The organism is Ruegeria sp. BC7, assembly GCF_056539165.1.
Genome location: NZ_JBQFUL010000001.1, coordinates 238570 through 253855 on the forward strand (window position 1 = coordinate 238570; position 15286 = coordinate 253855).

The 15286-nt window shown below is 57.8% G+C and carries 12 protein-coding genes, 1 tRNA gene and 1 pseudogene; 9 read left to right on the forward strand and 5 right to left on the reverse strand.

Annotated features, from left to right (window positions below):
• Positions 1 to 19: 19 nt before the first annotated feature.
• Positions 20 to 609: pseudogene (locus ACR0KS_RS01000) on the forward strand (DUF1194 domain-containing protein).
• Between the two features lie 147 nt (positions 610 to 756).
• Here the strand turns inward: ACR0KS_RS01000 and ACR0KS_RS01005 are convergent.
• Positions 757 to 831 (reverse strand) — tRNA-Gln (locus ACR0KS_RS01005).
• Positions 832 to 1136: 305 nt separating this feature from the next.
• On the opposite strand from ACR0KS_RS01005, the gene ACR0KS_RS01010 reads away from it, so the two are divergent.
• Complete coding sequence (locus tag ACR0KS_RS01010; protein WP_170561727.1) at positions 1137 to 2045, forward strand: haloalkane dehalogenase; 909 nt, start codon at positions 1137 to 1139, stop codon at positions 2043 to 2045.
• An 11-nt stretch (positions 2046 to 2056) separates the two neighbouring features.
• On the opposite strand, the gene ACR0KS_RS01015 is transcribed toward ACR0KS_RS01010, so the two are convergent.
• On the reverse strand, positions 2057 to 2548 hold the full coding sequence (locus tag ACR0KS_RS01015; protein WP_170385029.1) for an SH3 domain-containing protein: 492 nt from the start codon (positions 2546 to 2548) through the stop codon (positions 2057 to 2059).
• A 167-nt stretch (positions 2549 to 2715) separates the two neighbouring features.
• Between ACR0KS_RS01015 and ACR0KS_RS01020 the strand changes: the two genes are divergently transcribed.
• The 5 genes from ACR0KS_RS01020 to ACR0KS_RS01040 all read left to right on the forward strand — a co-directional run bounded on the left by ACR0KS_RS01020 (position 2716) and on the right by ACR0KS_RS01040 (position 11046).
• Positions 2716 to 3702 (forward strand): 2-hydroxyacid dehydrogenase, encoded by a 987-nt coding sequence (locus ACR0KS_RS01020; RefSeq protein WP_170411998.1) that lies wholly within the window; start codon positions 2716 to 2718, stop codon positions 3700 to 3702.
• 46 nt (positions 3703 to 3748) lie between these two features.
• Positions 3749 to 5542, forward strand: a complete 1794-nt coding sequence (gene ggt, locus ACR0KS_RS01025) for a gamma-glutamyltransferase (protein WP_170561730.1) — start codon at positions 3749 to 3751, stop codon at positions 5540 to 5542.
• A 24-nt stretch (positions 5543 to 5566) separates the two neighbouring features.
• The gene (locus ACR0KS_RS01030; RefSeq protein WP_170561733.1) at positions 5567 to 6979 is read left to right on the forward strand and encodes an FAD-linked oxidase C-terminal domain-containing protein; all 1413 of its coding nucleotides are present in this window, start codon (positions 5567 to 5569) and stop codon (positions 6977 to 6979) included.
• Positions 6980 to 7074: 95 nt separating this feature from the next.
• Positions 7075 to 8397 carry a hypothetical protein gene (locus ACR0KS_RS01035; RefSeq protein WP_170561736.1) on the forward strand — a complete coding sequence of 441 codons (1323 nt, stop codon included), beginning with the start codon at positions 7075 to 7077 and terminating at the stop codon, positions 8395 to 8397.
• A gap of 141 nt (positions 8398 to 8538) precedes the next feature.
• Positions 8539 to 11046 (forward strand): GcvT family protein, encoded by a 2508-nt coding sequence (locus ACR0KS_RS01040; RefSeq protein ID WP_170695584.1) that lies wholly within the window; start codon positions 8539 to 8541, stop codon positions 11044 to 11046.
• Between the two features lie 284 nt (positions 11047 to 11330).
• On the opposite strand, the gene ACR0KS_RS01045 is transcribed toward ACR0KS_RS01040, so the two are convergent.
• The 3 genes from ACR0KS_RS01045 to ACR0KS_RS01055 all read right to left on the reverse strand — a co-directional run bounded on the left by ACR0KS_RS01045 (position 11331) and on the right by ACR0KS_RS01055 (position 13457).
• Positions 11331 to 11666, reverse strand: a complete 336-nt coding sequence (locus tag ACR0KS_RS01045) for a carboxymuconolactone decarboxylase family protein (protein ID WP_170561742.1) — start codon at positions 11664 to 11666, stop codon at positions 11331 to 11333.
• Positions 11667 to 11733: 67 nt separating this feature from the next.
• Positions 11734 to 12387 (reverse strand): DUF938 domain-containing protein, encoded by a 654-nt coding sequence (locus ACR0KS_RS01050; protein ID WP_170561745.1) that lies wholly within the window; start codon positions 12385 to 12387, stop codon positions 11734 to 11736.
• Positions 12384 to 13457, reverse strand: a complete 1074-nt coding sequence (locus tag ACR0KS_RS01055; RefSeq protein ID WP_170561748.1) for an FAD-dependent oxidoreductase — start codon at positions 13455 to 13457, stop codon at positions 12384 to 12386. Before ACR0KS_RS01055 ends, ACR0KS_RS01050 begins: the two co-directional genes overlap by 4 nt.
• A gap of 120 nt (positions 13458 to 13577) precedes the next feature.
• Between ACR0KS_RS01055 and ACR0KS_RS01060 the strand changes: the two genes are divergently transcribed.
• Positions 13578 to 13979, forward strand: a complete 402-nt coding sequence (locus tag ACR0KS_RS01060; RefSeq protein WP_480693089.1) for a hypothetical protein — start codon at positions 13578 to 13580, stop codon at positions 13977 to 13979.
• A gap of 3 nt (positions 13980 to 13982) precedes the next feature.
• Positions 13983 to 15215: an HlyD family secretion protein gene (locus ACR0KS_RS01065; protein WP_170561750.1), complete on the forward strand. Its 1233-nt coding sequence runs from the start codon at positions 13983 to 13985 to the stop codon at positions 15213 to 15215.
• The last annotated feature ends 71 nt before the right edge of the window (positions 15216 to 15286 follow it).

Consider the following 15286-nt stretch of genomic DNA (forward strand, 5'->3'; position numbering starts at 1 on the left):
AGACGTCATTGTTGACTGGATGCTGCTAGAAACGCGCGCTGATCTGAATGAGTTTGCGGGTGTTCTGACCACGCGTTTCGATCCCGCGTTGCGCCGCACTTCAATCTCTGAGGCCCTGATCTTCGGGCAACAATGATCGAAGGGAACGAATTCGAAGGTCTGCGTAAAGTTATCGACGTTTCTGGCGACGGGCCCAACAATCAGGGTCGCCCGGTTTTGCAAGCCCGTGAGGCAGTATTGTCGAAGTCGATCACCATAAATGGGTTACCGCTGATGACCCGTGAAGGTATGGGGAGTCAGTGGCACCTCGACGATCTTGATGTCTACTACGAGAACTGTGTGACGGGCGGACTTGGTTCGTTCGTAATCCCGGTGCTTGACTGGCAAGGCTTTGCCGAAGCCGTACGTCGAAAATTGGTACTGGAAATTGGGTCAGCGCCAGCAACAGGAGAGGTTATGAAGGCGCAATACACCTCGCTCTCAGACTATGACTGCCTGATTGGCGAGAAGATCTGGGACCGGAACCAACAAATCTGGAGCGAACCCTGGAAGCGGCCTTTGCCTCAATCACCCGAGGCTCGATACAAAAAGCCAGCAGCAATTATCTGAGGAAAACTAGCGTTCTGCGCTTTCAATAGAAATGCACAGATGGTGGTAGATATTCGACACAGTGTGAGTAGACAAACTTATTGACTTCGATTTGCACGAACCGAGTGAAATTTGCACGCTTATGGGTAATTCGCAGTTCTGATGAACTGGCTGGGGTGGTAGGATTCGAACCTACGATACACGGTACCAAAAACCGCTGCCTTACCACTTGGCTACACCCCAACGGTGAGGCGCTATCTACGATTGTTGTTTGGAGGGTTCAAGACCTTTCCCGCAAAAAATGAGCAAGGTTCGGAAAAAATTTTCAAAGCCGGGATCGGAGCTCGGGGTTGGGTTTTTCTGGCTCTTTCGGCTGGGGTGCTCTACGTATGAAATTCGGGTTGTTTGATCAGCTTCAGAGTGTTTTCTGAAAACACCCACTCTGCTATTCTCTATATAATTCAAATGCTCACGGGGGCGCGGGTGACATTCTGTGTCGTATCCTGACTGTCACGGGACAAGCTCGGTATCGAAAGAATAGGTGAAACATGAAATTCCTACGCACGCCGGACTCTCGGTTTGAAGCACTGGCCGACTATGGTTTTGAACCGCAATACTCTTTGGTGGACGACACTGAAGGGGGAGAGTTGCGAATCCATCATGTCGATGAGGGTCCTGCCGATGCCGATCCGGTGTTGATGATGCACGGAGAGCCGAGCTGGTCGTATTTGTATCGCCATATGATTCCCGGGTTTGTGAAGCAGGCGCATCGCGCTGTGGCGCCGGATCTGGTTGGGTTTGGTCGATCAGACAAGCCAACGGAACGCAGCGACTACACTTATGCACGCCATGTCGCGTGGATGGGGGATTGGCTGCGACAGGTGGACCTGCGCAATATCACTCTGTTCTGTCAGGATTGGGGCGGTTTGATTGGGTTGCGTCTTTGGGCTGAAATGCCTGACAGGTTTGCGCGGGTTGTAGTCGCCAACACCGCGTTGCCGACCGGCGATCAGCCGATGGGCGAGGCTTTTGAGAACTGGCGCAAGTTCAGTCAGGAAGTACCCGTTTTTCCAGCCGGTGGGATTTTAAAGGGGGGAACCGCCAAGCCGCTATCGGACGCGACCATTGCGGCCTATGACGCGCCGTTTCCCGACGAAAGCTACAAGGCGGGGGCGCGGCAATTCCCGATGCTGGTGCCGTCTTCGTCCGATGATCCCGAGTCGGATGCGAACCGGCAAGCCTGGGGTGTGCTGCGCGGCCTGCAAACGCCTGTCCTGACGGCGTTTGGGGCCGATGACAAAGTGATGGCCGGGATAGATGCGGTGTTTCAGCGTCTTTGTCCGGGTGCCGCAGGGCAACCTCATACGATCTTGCCCAACGCGGGTCACTTTTTGCAAGAGGACGTCGGCCCCGAACTGGTTGACCTAACTTGCGACTTTATCGCGCGCACGTCCTGAGAATTGCTGGATTATTCCCGGATTTCCGAGGGATCGACCCCCCAAAGGTTCGACTTGAGGGTCCAGCCCCGATAGCCGCCAGCTGAAACTCGGCACCAATCAACGGTGCAGGTTCCAAGCCGTGCGACCACGCCGGATTCAAACTGTGCGCTGACCTGCGAGTTCGGGTCCGGGTTTGCATAAACAGGCAGCATGTCAGATTCGATCAGGACTGTGCGAACGCCGGACAGCAATGCGTAGTGAACCCAGCCACCAGCACCGTCGCGGTCCTGAACCTTGCGCCAGTTTCCATACTCGGCCGTGATTTGCAGGGGCATCCCGCGGCGTTTGAAGACCCAGTCGATTCGATGAGTCAGGGATGGGCCGCGACGCACATTGCCTTCAGCGGCTTTCATCGAAACATATCGGGGCAAGGGCAGATTGGTCACCGGGCCACGTTCGCCCTGCGCGCTGGCTGCCAATGTGCCAGTGACGATTAAAAACACGGATAAAACCGCCGCCAAACGGTGCTTTACGGGTAGAAAACCACTCACGGACTGTCTGCTCTTGTGCCTGTTGATATTGTTTCAAAAAAGGTCGACTCAATGCCTCGGGGGTTCTTGTGCCCCGCCTTATCCTGCGCCACGATGCCATGGCGCGCGAAGGTTTGCAAAGCAGTGGGAGTGCACAGGTGCCAAGAGAACGTCTGAGTGTTGTCGTAACGCGACGGTTGCCCGAGGCGGTAGAAACCCGGTTGAGCGAGTTATTCGACGTGCAGTTGCGGACCGAGGACGCTCCTATGTCACGCGAAGAACTGGTCGCCGCAGTCCAGAGCGCGGATGTCCTTGTGCCGACGGTCACGGATACAATTGACGGCGGATTGCTGGGGCAGGCGGGCGAAAAGCTGCGCCTGATCGCCAACTACGGGGCAGGGGTCGACAATATTGACGTTGCGACCGCCCGGCAGCGGGGAATTCTTGTCTCCAACACTCCGGGGGTTCTGACTGACGATACCGCCGACATGACCATGGCGCTGATACTGGCTGTCACGCGACGTATCCCCGAGGGGTTGTCAGTGATGCAAAAAGGCGAGTGGGAGGGCTGGGCCCCGAACGCGCTGTTGGGTGGCCGCATTGGTGGCCGTCGTCTTGGTATTCTGGGCATGGGACGCATTGGTCAGGCTGTGGCGCGCCGGGCCAGCGCCTTTGGCATGCAGGTTCATTATCACAATCGCCGCAGGCTTCGCCCGGAAACGGAACAAGAGCTGGAAGCGACCTATTGGGAAAGTCTTGACCAGATGGTTGCGCGGATGGACGTCATCTCGATCAACTGTCCATCCACGCCGTCCACGTTCCACCTGATGAACGCGCGGCGGCTGAAGCTGATGAAACCCTCGGCAGTGATCGTGAACACCTCGCGCGGTGAAGTGCTGGACGAAAACGCGCTGACCCGCCTGATCCGATCCGGCGATATCGCGGGGGCAGGGCTGGACGTTTACGAACACGGGACGGATGTGAACCCGCGCCTGCGGCAGTTGCCCAATGTTGTTCTGCTGCCGCACATGGGGTCGGCCACTCTGGAAGGTCGGATCGAGATGGGTGAGAAAGTCATCATCAACATCAAGACATTTGAAGACGGCCACCGTCCGCCGGATCAGGTGGTTCCTGCCATGCTTTAGGATATTGCGGCAGCCCGTAAAATTACATGATTTTCAGGAGGATACTATGAAAAGAAGTTTGATTTCCGGGTTGTTTGCAACCGCAATGGCAATTTCTGGCCCCTCGGTCGCACAAGAGACAGCCGATGCTGTTGCCCCCGAAGGTGCCTCGGATGGGCAAGTGCAGGGATTGACCGAAGAAGTAATAGCCTCGCTCGAGGCGAAACTGGCAGGTGCGCCGGTTTCCTCGCAGAATTGGATGGTTGCGGCTGCGAACCCTCTGGCCGTTGAAGCCGGAGCCAAGGTCTTGCGGGCCGGTGGATCAGCGGCGGATGCGATGGTGGCCGTTCAGGTTGTGCTTGGCCTGGTCGAGCCGCAGTCATCCGGTTTGGGCGGTGGGGCGTTTCTTGTCTGGTACGATGCCGCCACTGGCGAATTGACGACACTGGACGGGCGTGAAACCGCACCGTTGGAGGCAAATCACCGGCTGTTCCAAGATGAAAATGGCGAACCGCTGAAGTTCTTCGACGCCGTCGTGGGTGGTTTGTCGGTGGGGACCCCGGGTACGCCCGCCTTGCTGGAAGAAGCGCACCGGCGCTGGGGGCGCAGCCCGTGGCCCAGCCTGTTTGCCGATGGGATAACGCTGGCTGACGAAGGGTTTCTTGTATCTCCGCGTCTGGCCAGCCTTGTCGAAAAGGATGCCGAACGCCTGTCGCGCTTCCCTGCGACCGCTGCGTATTTCCTGCCTGATGGGACACCCTTGGCGCAGGGCCAGCGCCTGATGAACCCCGACTATGCAGAAACTCTGCGCGTTCTTGCCAGTGAGGGATCTGCCGGTTTCTACGGCGGTGAGATCGCTGCGGGTATCGTCAGCACCGTGCGCAATGCTCCGGGGAATCCGGGGATTCTGTCGGGAATTGATTTGGCGCTGTATCAGGTGATCGAACGTGAGCCTGTTTGTGCGGCGTACCGTGTTTATGAGGTGTGCGGAATGGGGCCGCCGTCGTCCGGCGCGCTGACTGTGGGTCAGATTCTGGGCATGCTGGATGGCTACGACCTGGCCGCGATGGGGCCCGAGGACATCAATACATGGCGGCTAATCGGTGATGCCTCGCGTCTGGCTTTCGCGGATCGCGGGCGGTACATGGCCGATCACGATTTTGTCCCGATGCCGACAAAGGGGCTGGTTGATCCGGCCTACCTATCGGAACGTGGCGCGTTGATGAGCGGAGATGCGGCACTGATCGACGCAGCACCCGGAAACCCCGAATTCGAGCATTCGTCGAATTGGGCGGATGACGTGTCTCTGGAATTGCCGTCGACCTCTCATATCTCGATTGTTGATCAGTATGGAAACGTCTTGTCGATGACCACGACGATTGAAAACGGGTTCGGATCGCGATTGATGACCAACGGGTTTTTGCTGAACAATGAACTGACGGATTTCTCGTTCAAGACCCACAGCAACGGTGTCCCGATCGCAAACCGACTGGAGCCGGGCAAACGCCCCCGTTCGTCGATGAGCCCGACAATTGTAATGCAGGACGACAAACCGGTTTTGGCCATCGGTTCGCCCGGTGGAAGCCGGATTATCGGCTATGTCGCCAAGTCGATCATTGCTTGGGCGGATTGGGACATGGATGTGCAGCAGGCGTTGTCGATGCCCCATCTGGTGAACCGTTTCGGTACTTTCGATGTCGAACAAGGCACGTCAGCAGAAGGCTTTGTGGATGCCCTGACGGAACTTGGCTATGAGGTCAATCCGCGCGACCTGACCTCGGGGCTTCATGCGATCGAGATCGGGGATGTCTTGACAGGCGGGGCTGATCCACGCCGCGAAGGGATTGCGCTGGGCGAATAGCCCGGCGTTTTAGGGAGGAACAGCATGGCGCAAGCAGTTGCGTTGCCGCGAAACGACGCGGGCATTCAGACAGTCGTTGGTCTTCTGAAGCAGTCCTTCGGGGATCGCCTGCAGACAGGGCAGGCGATCCGCGAACAACACGGGCACACCACGACTTGGATCGAAAATCAGTCTCCGGACGCGGTGGTGTTCCCGCACTCGACCGAAGAAGTATCTGAGATCGTCAAAGTGTGCGCCGAACACAAGGTTCCCGTTATCGCCTTTGGCACGGGGACGTCGCTGGAGGGGCACGTGAACGCGCCCGCTGGTGGGATATCGGTTGATCTGACCCAGATGAACAAGGTGTTGCAGGTTAATGCCAGTGATCTGGATTGTGTCGTTCAGCCCGGCGTGACGCGCGAAGACCTGAACACACACCTTCGCGATCAGGGTTTGTTCTTTCCCATCGACCCCGGTGCGAATGCCTCATTGGGGGGCATGGCCGCAACGCGGGCGTCGGGAACCAACGCGGTGCGCTATGGCACCATGAAGGACAACATCCTCAGCCTCGAAGCCGTGATGCCCGACGGCCAGATTATTCGTACCGGACACAGGGCCAAGAAGTCCTCTGCCGGGTACGACCTGACGCGGTTGCTGATCGGTGCCGAGGGAACGCTGGGAATCATTACCGAGATCACGTTGCGTCTTCAGGGCATCCCCGAGGCGATCACCTCGGCACGGTGTTCCTTTCCTACGGTCGATGCGGCCTGCCAAGCTGTGATGATGACGATTCAGTACGGAGTACCGGTTGCCCGGATCGAGTTGCTGGACGAAATGTCGGTGAAGGCCGCGAATGCCTATTCCAACCTGACCTTGCCGGAAACGCCCTTGCTGCTGCTTGAATTTCACGGATCAGAAAGCGGAGCGGTTGAGCAGGCCGAGACCTTCGGGCAGATCGCCGAGGAATTCGGGGGTACAGATTTCGCGGCGACGTCGATGACGGAACAGCGGAACAAGCTGTGGCAGGCTCGGCACGACATGTACTGGGCGTGTCTGCAATTGCGCCCCGGCGCGCGCGGAATTTCGACCGATGTCTGCGTCCCGATCTCGCGCCTGGCAGAGTGTGTGACGGCAACGCAGAATCGCGCGAACAAGCTGGGCCTGATGGCCCCTATGGTTGGGCATGTGGGCGATGGGAATTTCCACACACTGCTACTGATTGACATGGACAACCCGGACGAGGTTGCCAATGCCGAAGGGTTTGTCGGCTGGCTGAACGACCTTGCGATCTCGATGGAGGGGACTTGTACTGGCGAACACGGGATCGGGCAGGGCAAGCGGCCGTATCTGCTTAAAGAGCTGGGGCCAGCCGTTGCCTATATGGGGGCGATCAAAAAGGCGTTGGATCCCGACAATATCATGAATCCGGGAAAGATTTTGCCATCCTCAAATTATTGATAACGCTACGGAAACTTCGCGCCTAAGTCACAAGGTTGCCCAAATTCGTCTGTATCAATCGCCAAAACGAGCAGTAATTGATTTCAGGTATTCAAATGGGCGTAGTGCGAATTATCGGATTTGCGTTGGTTGTTGTGTTGGTCCTTGCCGGGCTCGACTACTACCAACAGGACAAGAAAAGTACGGGCACGCTGTCTGCCAGCGGTTATGTCGACACGATCAAAGAGCGTTTGGCGCAGTATGACAAGGAGCTTGATGCCGAGCAGCAGGAACGCGAACGCCAGCAGAGATGGCGCGCCGGAGGCGAGCCTTATGCCCCGAAATCGGGCGAAGACTGGGTGCGTCGCGCCATTGTGGATCGTGACTATACCCGCGACGCCCGCGAAGGTGTCCTGCAGGATGGTATCAGCGAGGCGGCCCGCCCGCTGGCCAAGCAGGTCGCGGTCCAGAAAGTGCAGGTGCTGGCTGAAAAGCTGGATCGCACCAGTTGGGTTTATGAAAACGGCACGCACACAATCTGGCTTCAGGTTTCTTTGAAAGAGGACGCGCGGTCCAATACTCTGACCGGCAATATCGTGCGATCTGTTGATACGCTGGGCAAAAGCGGTGCCGACTATGCCCCTTTCGCGATTGTCGGCGGTGTGGCCTATTTTCAATTCAAGCAAAACAAATACAGCGTCATCACCGTGAATGACCGATCCTTCTGGTCGATGGTGACGGCGGGTATTACGGATTTGGATGCTCCGGTCGAGTTTGACATCTACAAAGGTGCCCTTGGTCTTGGTCAGGAAGTTCGGATGCAAATGTATTCCGACGCGCCCCCGCATGAGGTCCGAAAGTTTCTGGCGAAGCTGGACTATGACGGGATGAATGCACTGCTTCGCAAGCCGGTGCCCGGCGTCAGCAACGATAGGACCACGAACCCCGAAACCGAGATTGAACTGGCCATCGAAATGGCCGGCCTTCGGGGTGAGTTCATGAAGCTGCGGGCCGAGCTGGCGCGGCTTCGACTGGACAACATCAACGGGCTTTCGCTTGTGGCCAACTCGCTGGCCTCGCAGTACGGATTGCCCAGCGACACATTCGATTTGACGGCAAACAAAATCGAATCTGCGGATGAGTTGAATCAGGTAGGTTATCGCACTGGCCTCAACATTCTTCTGGAAGGTGAGGTTCAAAAAGCCGATGCGCAAAGCGGAAACATGTTCGGTCGTCTATTCGCCTCGTTCAAGGCGAACGACGAGCAGAAGGAGGCAAGCAACAAAGGCGGTGGTTTTATGGATGGGCTAATGTCCATGTTCCAAAAAAGCGAAACGGCGCAGGCACCCGAAGTCCGCGTGAACAAGGGGGGCGCCGGTCTGGTAAGCAAGTGCGCGACCAAGGACGCCTACAAGACATGCACTCTGACAGACGGCTAACAGGCCGACTCGAGATGCTGAAAAGCGACCCCCGGCAATCCGGGGGTCGTTTTTTTTATATCACTGGTCGGATGAATGTCGCGCTGGGCCCGGCAATTGCGCCATATGGTGTCAACTGAATCCAAGGGGAGACGCCCGGTTATGAAAACCCAAGTCAAAGCACTGGTCGTAGGCGGTGGCGCCGTTGGGACCTCGATTGCCTATCACCTGGCCAAAGCAGGCTGGGATGATGTGATGTTGATTGAACGGGACGAGCTGACATCGGGCTCGACCTGGCACGCCGCTGGCCTGCTGCCGCTGTTCAACATGTCCTATGCAACGACCCACATCCACAAATACTCGGTCGACTTTTACAAACAGCTTGAAGAAGAAACCGGCCTGAACGCAGGCTTCGCCGTGGTCGGCAACCTGCGCATGGCGCAGACGCAAGAGCGTATGGACGAATACATGCTCTATGCCTCAACCGCCGAAACCTGCGACGTGGCCTATGAATGGCTGACGCCCGAGCAGATCAAGGAACGCTGGCCGCTGATCGAAACCGGCGATCTGAAAGGTGCGATCTATCATACCGAAGACGGCTATATTAACCCTGCCGACGTGACGCAGGCCATGGCCAAGGGTGCCCGTCAGCGCGGCGTGGATATCGTGCGCAAGATGCAGGCCGACGCCTTCCATTGGAACGGCTCGCACTGGGAAGTTACTTGCACCAAGATGGTCGAAAAGGGCGGCAACCTTGTGCCGTCGGACGAGCAGGTCGTGATCACCGCAGAACACGTTGTGACCGCGTCGGGCAACCACGCGCAGCGCACCGCCAAGATGCTGGGCATCAAGATGCCTGCCATCCCGGTTGAACACACCTTCATCGTCATGGACAAAGATCCCGAGCTGGTCAAATGGCGCGAAGCCGGCAACCCCGAGCACCCCGTTGTCCGCGACGCTGACAATGAATCCTATGCGCGCGAAGAACGCGGCGGTTGGATTCTGGGTATCTACGAACATGGTGCGCCTGCGCAGTTTGAATACGGTGTACCGGACAGCTTCCGCGCCGACCTGTTCCCGCTGGATCTGGACCGGATCGCCGAACAGTATATGGCGATGGCCGAACGTGTGCCCTCATGCGCCGAATCCGGCCTGAAGGACGATTTCAACGGCCCGATCTGCTATACGCCTGATGGCAACCCGCTGGTCGGCCCCGCTCCGGGCCTGCGCAACATGTGGCTGGCCGAGGGGTTCAGCTTTGGGATCACCGCTGCGGGTGGCACCGGTTATTATCTGGCGCAAATGATGGTCGATGGCGAAGCCGAGATCGACATGGCTTCGCTGGACCCCAAACGCTATAGCAGCAACTGGATGACTACCGAGTTCGCGGCCCGCAAGAACGAAGAGTGCTATGAGCACGTCTACATCCTGCACCACCCGGATGAAGAGCGGGAAGCCTGCCGTCCTCTGCGCACCGTTCCTGCCTATGACCGCCAAAAAGCGCGTGGCGCGCAGTTCGGCTGGGTCAATGGCTGGGAACGTCCCAACTACTTTGGCCCTGTTGATCCACCTGACAACTTCGACAAGGAAAGCCGCAGCTTCCGTCGTGGCGGTTGGTGGCAATACGCCGTCGAAGAAGCCAAAGCGATCCGCGAAGGCGTTGGTCTGATCGACGCGTCAGCCTTCACAAAGCACGTCGTCAAAGGCCCCGGTGCGACTCAGTTCCTGGATTGGTTCACCTGCAACAAGCTGCCCAAGGTCGGTCGTATCAACCTGACCTATGCGTTGACCTCGCACGGCACCACCCGCACCGAATACACCATCGTCCGCAATGGCGAGAACAGCTACTACATCGTCTCCGCCGGTGCCTGGACCGAGTATGACGCGGACTATCTGCGCAAAGCGGCCGAGGACAAGGTGGAGGAGTTCGGCTATATCGAGATCCAGGACGTAACCACCCAATGGGGCGTCTTTGCGATCGCCGGACCCAAGTCGCGTGACGTTCTGAAAGAGATCATCAAGGACGCCGATCCGGAAACCGCGCTGACCAACAAGCGCTTCCCGTGGCTGTCGGCCCGCCAGATCGAACTGGGCATGTGCCCGGTTAACGCGATCCGCGTGGCCTATACCGGAGAGCTGGGCTGGGAACTGCACCATCCGATCGAGATGCAGAACTACTTGTTCGACCTGTTGGAAAATGCCGGTGAGAAGCACAGTATGAAACTGGTCGGTGCCCGCGCCCAGAACTGGCTGCGTCAGGAGAAATCCTATCGCGCATTTGGCACTGAACTTGGTCGCGATGCGACCCCGCTCGAGGCTGACCTGCCGCGCTTTGTCGACCTGTCGAAAGACTTCTACGGCAAGGCCAAGCTGGAAGAGACCGGCGTGCGCGTGAAATGCTGCACTCTGTTGATCGACGGACCGGACGACGCTGACCCATGGGGCCGCGAGGCGCTTTACACTGCAGAGGGTGAGCGCGTCGGTCGTCTGACCTCGGGCGGATACTCGGTGGCATTCGAGAAATCCATCGGCATGGGCTATGTAAAGCCCGAACTGGCCGTCGAGGGCACCAAGCTGAAGGTCAAAATTCAGGATAAGCTGTGGGATGCCGTCGTCACCTGCGACAGCCCTTACGACCCGAAAAACGAAACCATCCGTAAGGACGGCTGATCCGGGTCCTTGCTGTTGGCGGCGTGCAAGAAATGTGCCGCCTGCAGCGGCACATGCCTCCGGCGGAAGTATTTTTAAACAGAAGAAGCCGGGGGTTGGAAAACGATCCAGCCCCCCTGCTTTTGGCGAGGGGGGCCTTCTCCTGTTACGGCCATCGGCGCTTCCGCCTGCACCGCAAGGCCATTTTTGACCTCAATAGGTTAAGAAACCGTTTCTTCTTCTGTTCAAAAACACTTCCGCCGGAGGCAAGCCTGCGGATGCAGGCTTTTTGCGCTTAAAGGTGTTCAGGCCGTCAGTTCGTCGAAACATTCCAAAGCTTTGGCCGCATACATCATCGACGGTCCTCCGCCCATTTGGATGGCCATTGCGAGAACATCCGAAAACTCGTCTCGGGATGTGCCTGATTTGGCCAATGCTTCGGTGTGCAATGTGATGCAAGGCTCGCACCGGATGGCGATTGATATGCCAAGTGCGATGAACTCCTTGGTTTTGTAATCCAGCATTCCGCCTTCTTTGACTGATTTACCCAAGGCGCCAAAGGCGCGTGCGGTTTCGGGGATTGCACCGTTGAGATTGCGTAGCCCGTTGCGGGTATCGGTCAGCTTTTTCTGCCAAGTCATGTCGATCCTCATTCACATGCGATATGCGGAATGTGATCGAGAAAACTCTTGCGAACTTTGATCTTGATCAGGTTCGAGGTTTTTCGGCGATGAAGGCGAGATTGTTCGCTGGCATGTCGATCATCCCGATGACATCCAGGCCGTGCGCACGCATTTCCGCCATGATGTCCTCGTCATTCTTGTAGCCGATTTCACTGTCTTGCTGCACCAGAGCGTCATGGAACCGTTGATCCCCGTCGCTGGTGAGCTTCCCTGATCGCATGAACGGCCCGTAAAGGACAAAGCGCCCACCCGAAGCCAGGGCAAGCGCGGCCTCAGAGATCAGCGTTTGGGTTTCTTGCCAGCTGATCAGGTGAGTGAGGTTGATCAACACGATCAGGTCCTGCCCGGAAAAACGCTGGTGCCAAGCATCGGAAGTTGCGTCCAGTGCAACGGCGGCCGAGATATTGGGCTGGTCGTGGGAATAGGCGTCAATGCTGGCACGCCGGTCCGGGTCGACTTCGGTTGGTTGCCAGTGAAGCTGAGGAAGTCGTTTCGCAAAGGCGCTGACGTGTTGTCCGGTGCCGCTGGCGATTTCCAACGCCCTCCCGCCGGTCGGGGCCCACTGCGCCAACAGATCGCACAGTACGTCCGAATTGCGAGACGCGGCGGGGGCAACCAGCCGCCCTCCTTCTTCTTCGGTCGCGACGCTTGCGCTAGAGGGCAGGGTTCGCTTGATCATCGGCGCAGCCTTTCCGGTTTCAGCGCCGCAACGCTGGCGTCATCTATCTCGGGCGTGTGGCCGGTTGCAAGATCGGCCACCAGTTTCGATGCGGCGGGGGCAGTCTGGAAACCATACCCGCCCTGACCAGCGGACCAGACAAATGTCGTATCAACGGGATCAGGGCCAAGCACCAGTGTGCCATCAGGGGCAAAACTGCGCAAACCGGCCCAGTTCGTCTCGACCCGAGTGACGGGTTCCGTGACCATCTCTTCGTATCTGGCCAGACCTTCGGCCAGAACCATGTCGTCAGCAAAGGCATCGTGTGGAGGAACCGGGTCAGCCTCGGAAGGTGAGACGATCAGTTTCCCTGCATCTGGTTTTGCGTACCATGCCTCTCCTGCACCCAGAAGCATCGGCCAAGCGCGCAGGTCGTGCCCGCCCGGTGCCGGCAACCGCGCCATCGACCGGCGGCGGGGTGAGATTCCGATTGGTGCAATGCCTGCCATGGCTGCAATCTCGTCCACCCACGGTCCGGCTGCATTCACGATATTCCGGGCTTCGTAGGTCTTTTCTGCACTGATAATCCAGTGCTTGTCCTTGCGTATGGCAGTGACCTTGTTTTTGGTCAGGACATTTCCGCCATTGCTTCGGATTGTTCGGGCAAAATCCTGCAAAAGCCTGTCGGTATCGATATCAAATGCGGCATCGCTGATCGCGGCAAAGCCCACGGCATCCGGGTTCAGGATCGGTACGCGGTCGCGAGCCTCTGCGACTGGCGACTCCTGCATGTTCAGATCAACCACATCGCGCGCGAAAATGTCTCGCTGGTCTCTGCCACCGATCAGCATCAGGCCCCGCGGTGTGAGGTATCCACCATTTTCTGTCGTCAGGAACGCGGCGCTTGCCTTGTTCAACGCGACAACCGAGGCTGGACCATAACTTTCTTCAAACAACGCGGCCGAGCGGCCCGAAGCGTGATACCCGAGAACGTCTTCAGCCTCGAGCACAGTCACTTTCCCATGTCGGGATAGACGTGCCCCTGCGCTGAGGCCCGCAACCCCGCCGCCGATGATCAGGAAATCAATCATTTAGTCCCTATTTGCTGCGATTTTGCATTTCGTCGGTGAAAGCGTCTGCGAACTTTAAGCAGGGTTGAATTTACGCATCAACCCATCCAAACAAGGATCAAGCAATAACAGGAGGGCAGGGTGAGTACCGCAGACTTACACCCCATGGCCACGGGACATATTCCGTCCTATGTGGCCCAGGCGGACGGCAGTGATTTTCTTTTGACGTTCATGTTCATTTTCACGGTTTTGGTCATTGTCTTGATCGGTGTCGGCTATTTCACGCTGCATTCCATCCCTGAAAAGATAGCCCATGAATCCAATCACCCGCAGTTTCAGCTTGTTGGTATTCTGGCTTTGCTGGCGCTGTTTACACACAATGGGTTGTTTTGGGTGGCTGCGATTTTGGTGGCCGGGTTTCAGTTTCCAGACGTCGCAGCGCCTTTGCGCGCCATAGCTGACGCGATCCGGTCACTGGGGTCACAACACCAACAGGCCGCAGCCGAAGAACCTGACCCCCAACCGGCGCCGCAGGAGCAGTAAGCCATGCTTGAAACACTGATGTGCGCGCTGGTTACGGTGCTGCCCGACTATTTGTATCGACGCTTTGTACAGGGCAAACGGATCGGGCATGAGATTACGTTGTTTACCATGTGGTACGAACTGCGCTGGGGGCTGACGACCTGTGCAATTCTGGCGCTGACCGTGATCACCACGCTGTTATATTTCCACCCGGCCAGTAAGACGGCGGCGTCCTATTTTCGGACAGTCACCATTCTGCCTCAACTTGGCGGTCGGGTGTCCGAAGTGTATGTAACAAATAACCAGCAGGTGGTTGCAGGCCAGCCGATCTTCCGGATCGAGGATTTTACCCAGACCGCTCAGGTTCAGGCGGCTCATGCCCAGATCGCGCAGGTTCAGGCGTCTTTGAAAGTGGCGGAAACCGATCTGGCCGAGGCCACCGCCGGGATAGCCGGTGCCAAAGCTGCGCTGGATCAGTCGCTTGAGGATCTGGAACGCAACACGACCCTTCGGGATGAAGGCTCAAGCGCCGTGCGTCTGGCCGAGATTGACCGGCTGGAAAATCTGGTCGCAGAACGCGAGGCGCAACTGGTTGCAGCCCAAGCCCGGCGCGCGGCCGTTGTTCAGCAGATCGAGGAGTTGATCCCCGCTCAACTGGTTGCGGCCAATGCCAAACTGGACGCGGCCCTGACCGAGTTGGACAAGACCGTAATCAGCGCTGGGGTGACGGGCCGGATCGAGCAGTTCGGCCTGCAGGTCGGTGACTATGTCAGTCCACTGCTGCGGCCTGCGGGTATCCTTGTTCCCTCGCACTCGGGCCACGACCGTTTTCAGGCGGCGTTCAACCAGATGTCAGCGCAGGTCATCAAGCCCGGCATGATCGGAGAGTTGGGCTGCATGACCAAGCCCTTTACCGTGATCCCCATGGTCGTGGTCCAAGTGCAGGACGTCATCCCCTCGGGCCAGATTCGCCCCTCGGACGAGCTACGTGACGTTCAGACAAATACCAATCCCGGGTCCGTTCTGGTCTACATGGAACCTCTGTACAAAGGGGCTGCGGACGACATTCCGCCGGGCAGCAACTGTTTGGCAAACGTCTATACTGACAACCACGAACGGCTGGAGCATGAGGACCTGGGCTTCTGGCACGCGGCGTTCCTTCACGTGGTCGACACCATCGGCGTGGTTCACGCAGCGGGCTTGCGTCTGCGCCTGATCCTGATGCCGGTGAATACGCTGGTGCTGACCGGGCATTGATGGGTTTGGCACCTAGATGACGGCTTGGCCTCGCTGCCCGTACAGGGACGTCCAGCACAGCGCTTGCCTGT

What these genes read in the sequence shown, in the direction of transcription:
- ACR0KS_RS01010 (WP_170561727.1), top strand. Translation starts at nt 1,137, where the DNA reads ATGAAATTCCTACGCACGCCGGACTCTCGGTTTGAAGCACTGGCCGAC.
- ggt (WP_170561730.1), top strand. Translation starts at nt 3,749, where the DNA reads ATGAAAAGAAGTTTGATTTCCGGGTTGTTTGCAACCGCAATGGCAATT.
- ACR0KS_RS01030 (WP_170561733.1), top strand. Translation starts at nt 5,567, where the DNA reads ATGGCGCAAGCAGTTGCGTTGCCGCGAAACGACGCGGGCATTCAGACA.
- ACR0KS_RS01035 (WP_170561736.1), top strand. Translation starts at nt 7,075, where the DNA reads ATGGGCGTAGTGCGAATTATCGGATTTGCGTTGGTTGTTGTGTTGGTC.
- ACR0KS_RS01040 (WP_170695584.1), top strand. Translation starts at nt 8,539, where the DNA reads ATGAAAACCCAAGTCAAAGCACTGGTCGTAGGCGGTGGCGCCGTTGGG.
- ACR0KS_RS01045 (WP_170561742.1), bottom strand. Translation starts at nt 11,666, where the DNA reads ATGACTTGGCAGAAAAAGCTGACCGATACCCGCAACGGGCTACGCAAT.
- ACR0KS_RS01050 (WP_170561745.1), bottom strand. Translation starts at nt 12,387, where the DNA reads ATGATCAAGCGAACCCTGCCCTCTAGCGCAAGCGTCGCGACCGAAGAA.
- ACR0KS_RS01055 (WP_170561748.1), bottom strand. Translation starts at nt 13,457, where the DNA reads ATGATTGATTTCCTGATCATCGGCGGCGGGGTTGCGGGCCTCAGCGCA.
- ACR0KS_RS01065 (WP_170561750.1), top strand. Translation starts at nt 13,983, where the DNA reads ATGCTTGAAACACTGATGTGCGCGCTGGTTACGGTGCTGCCCGACTAT.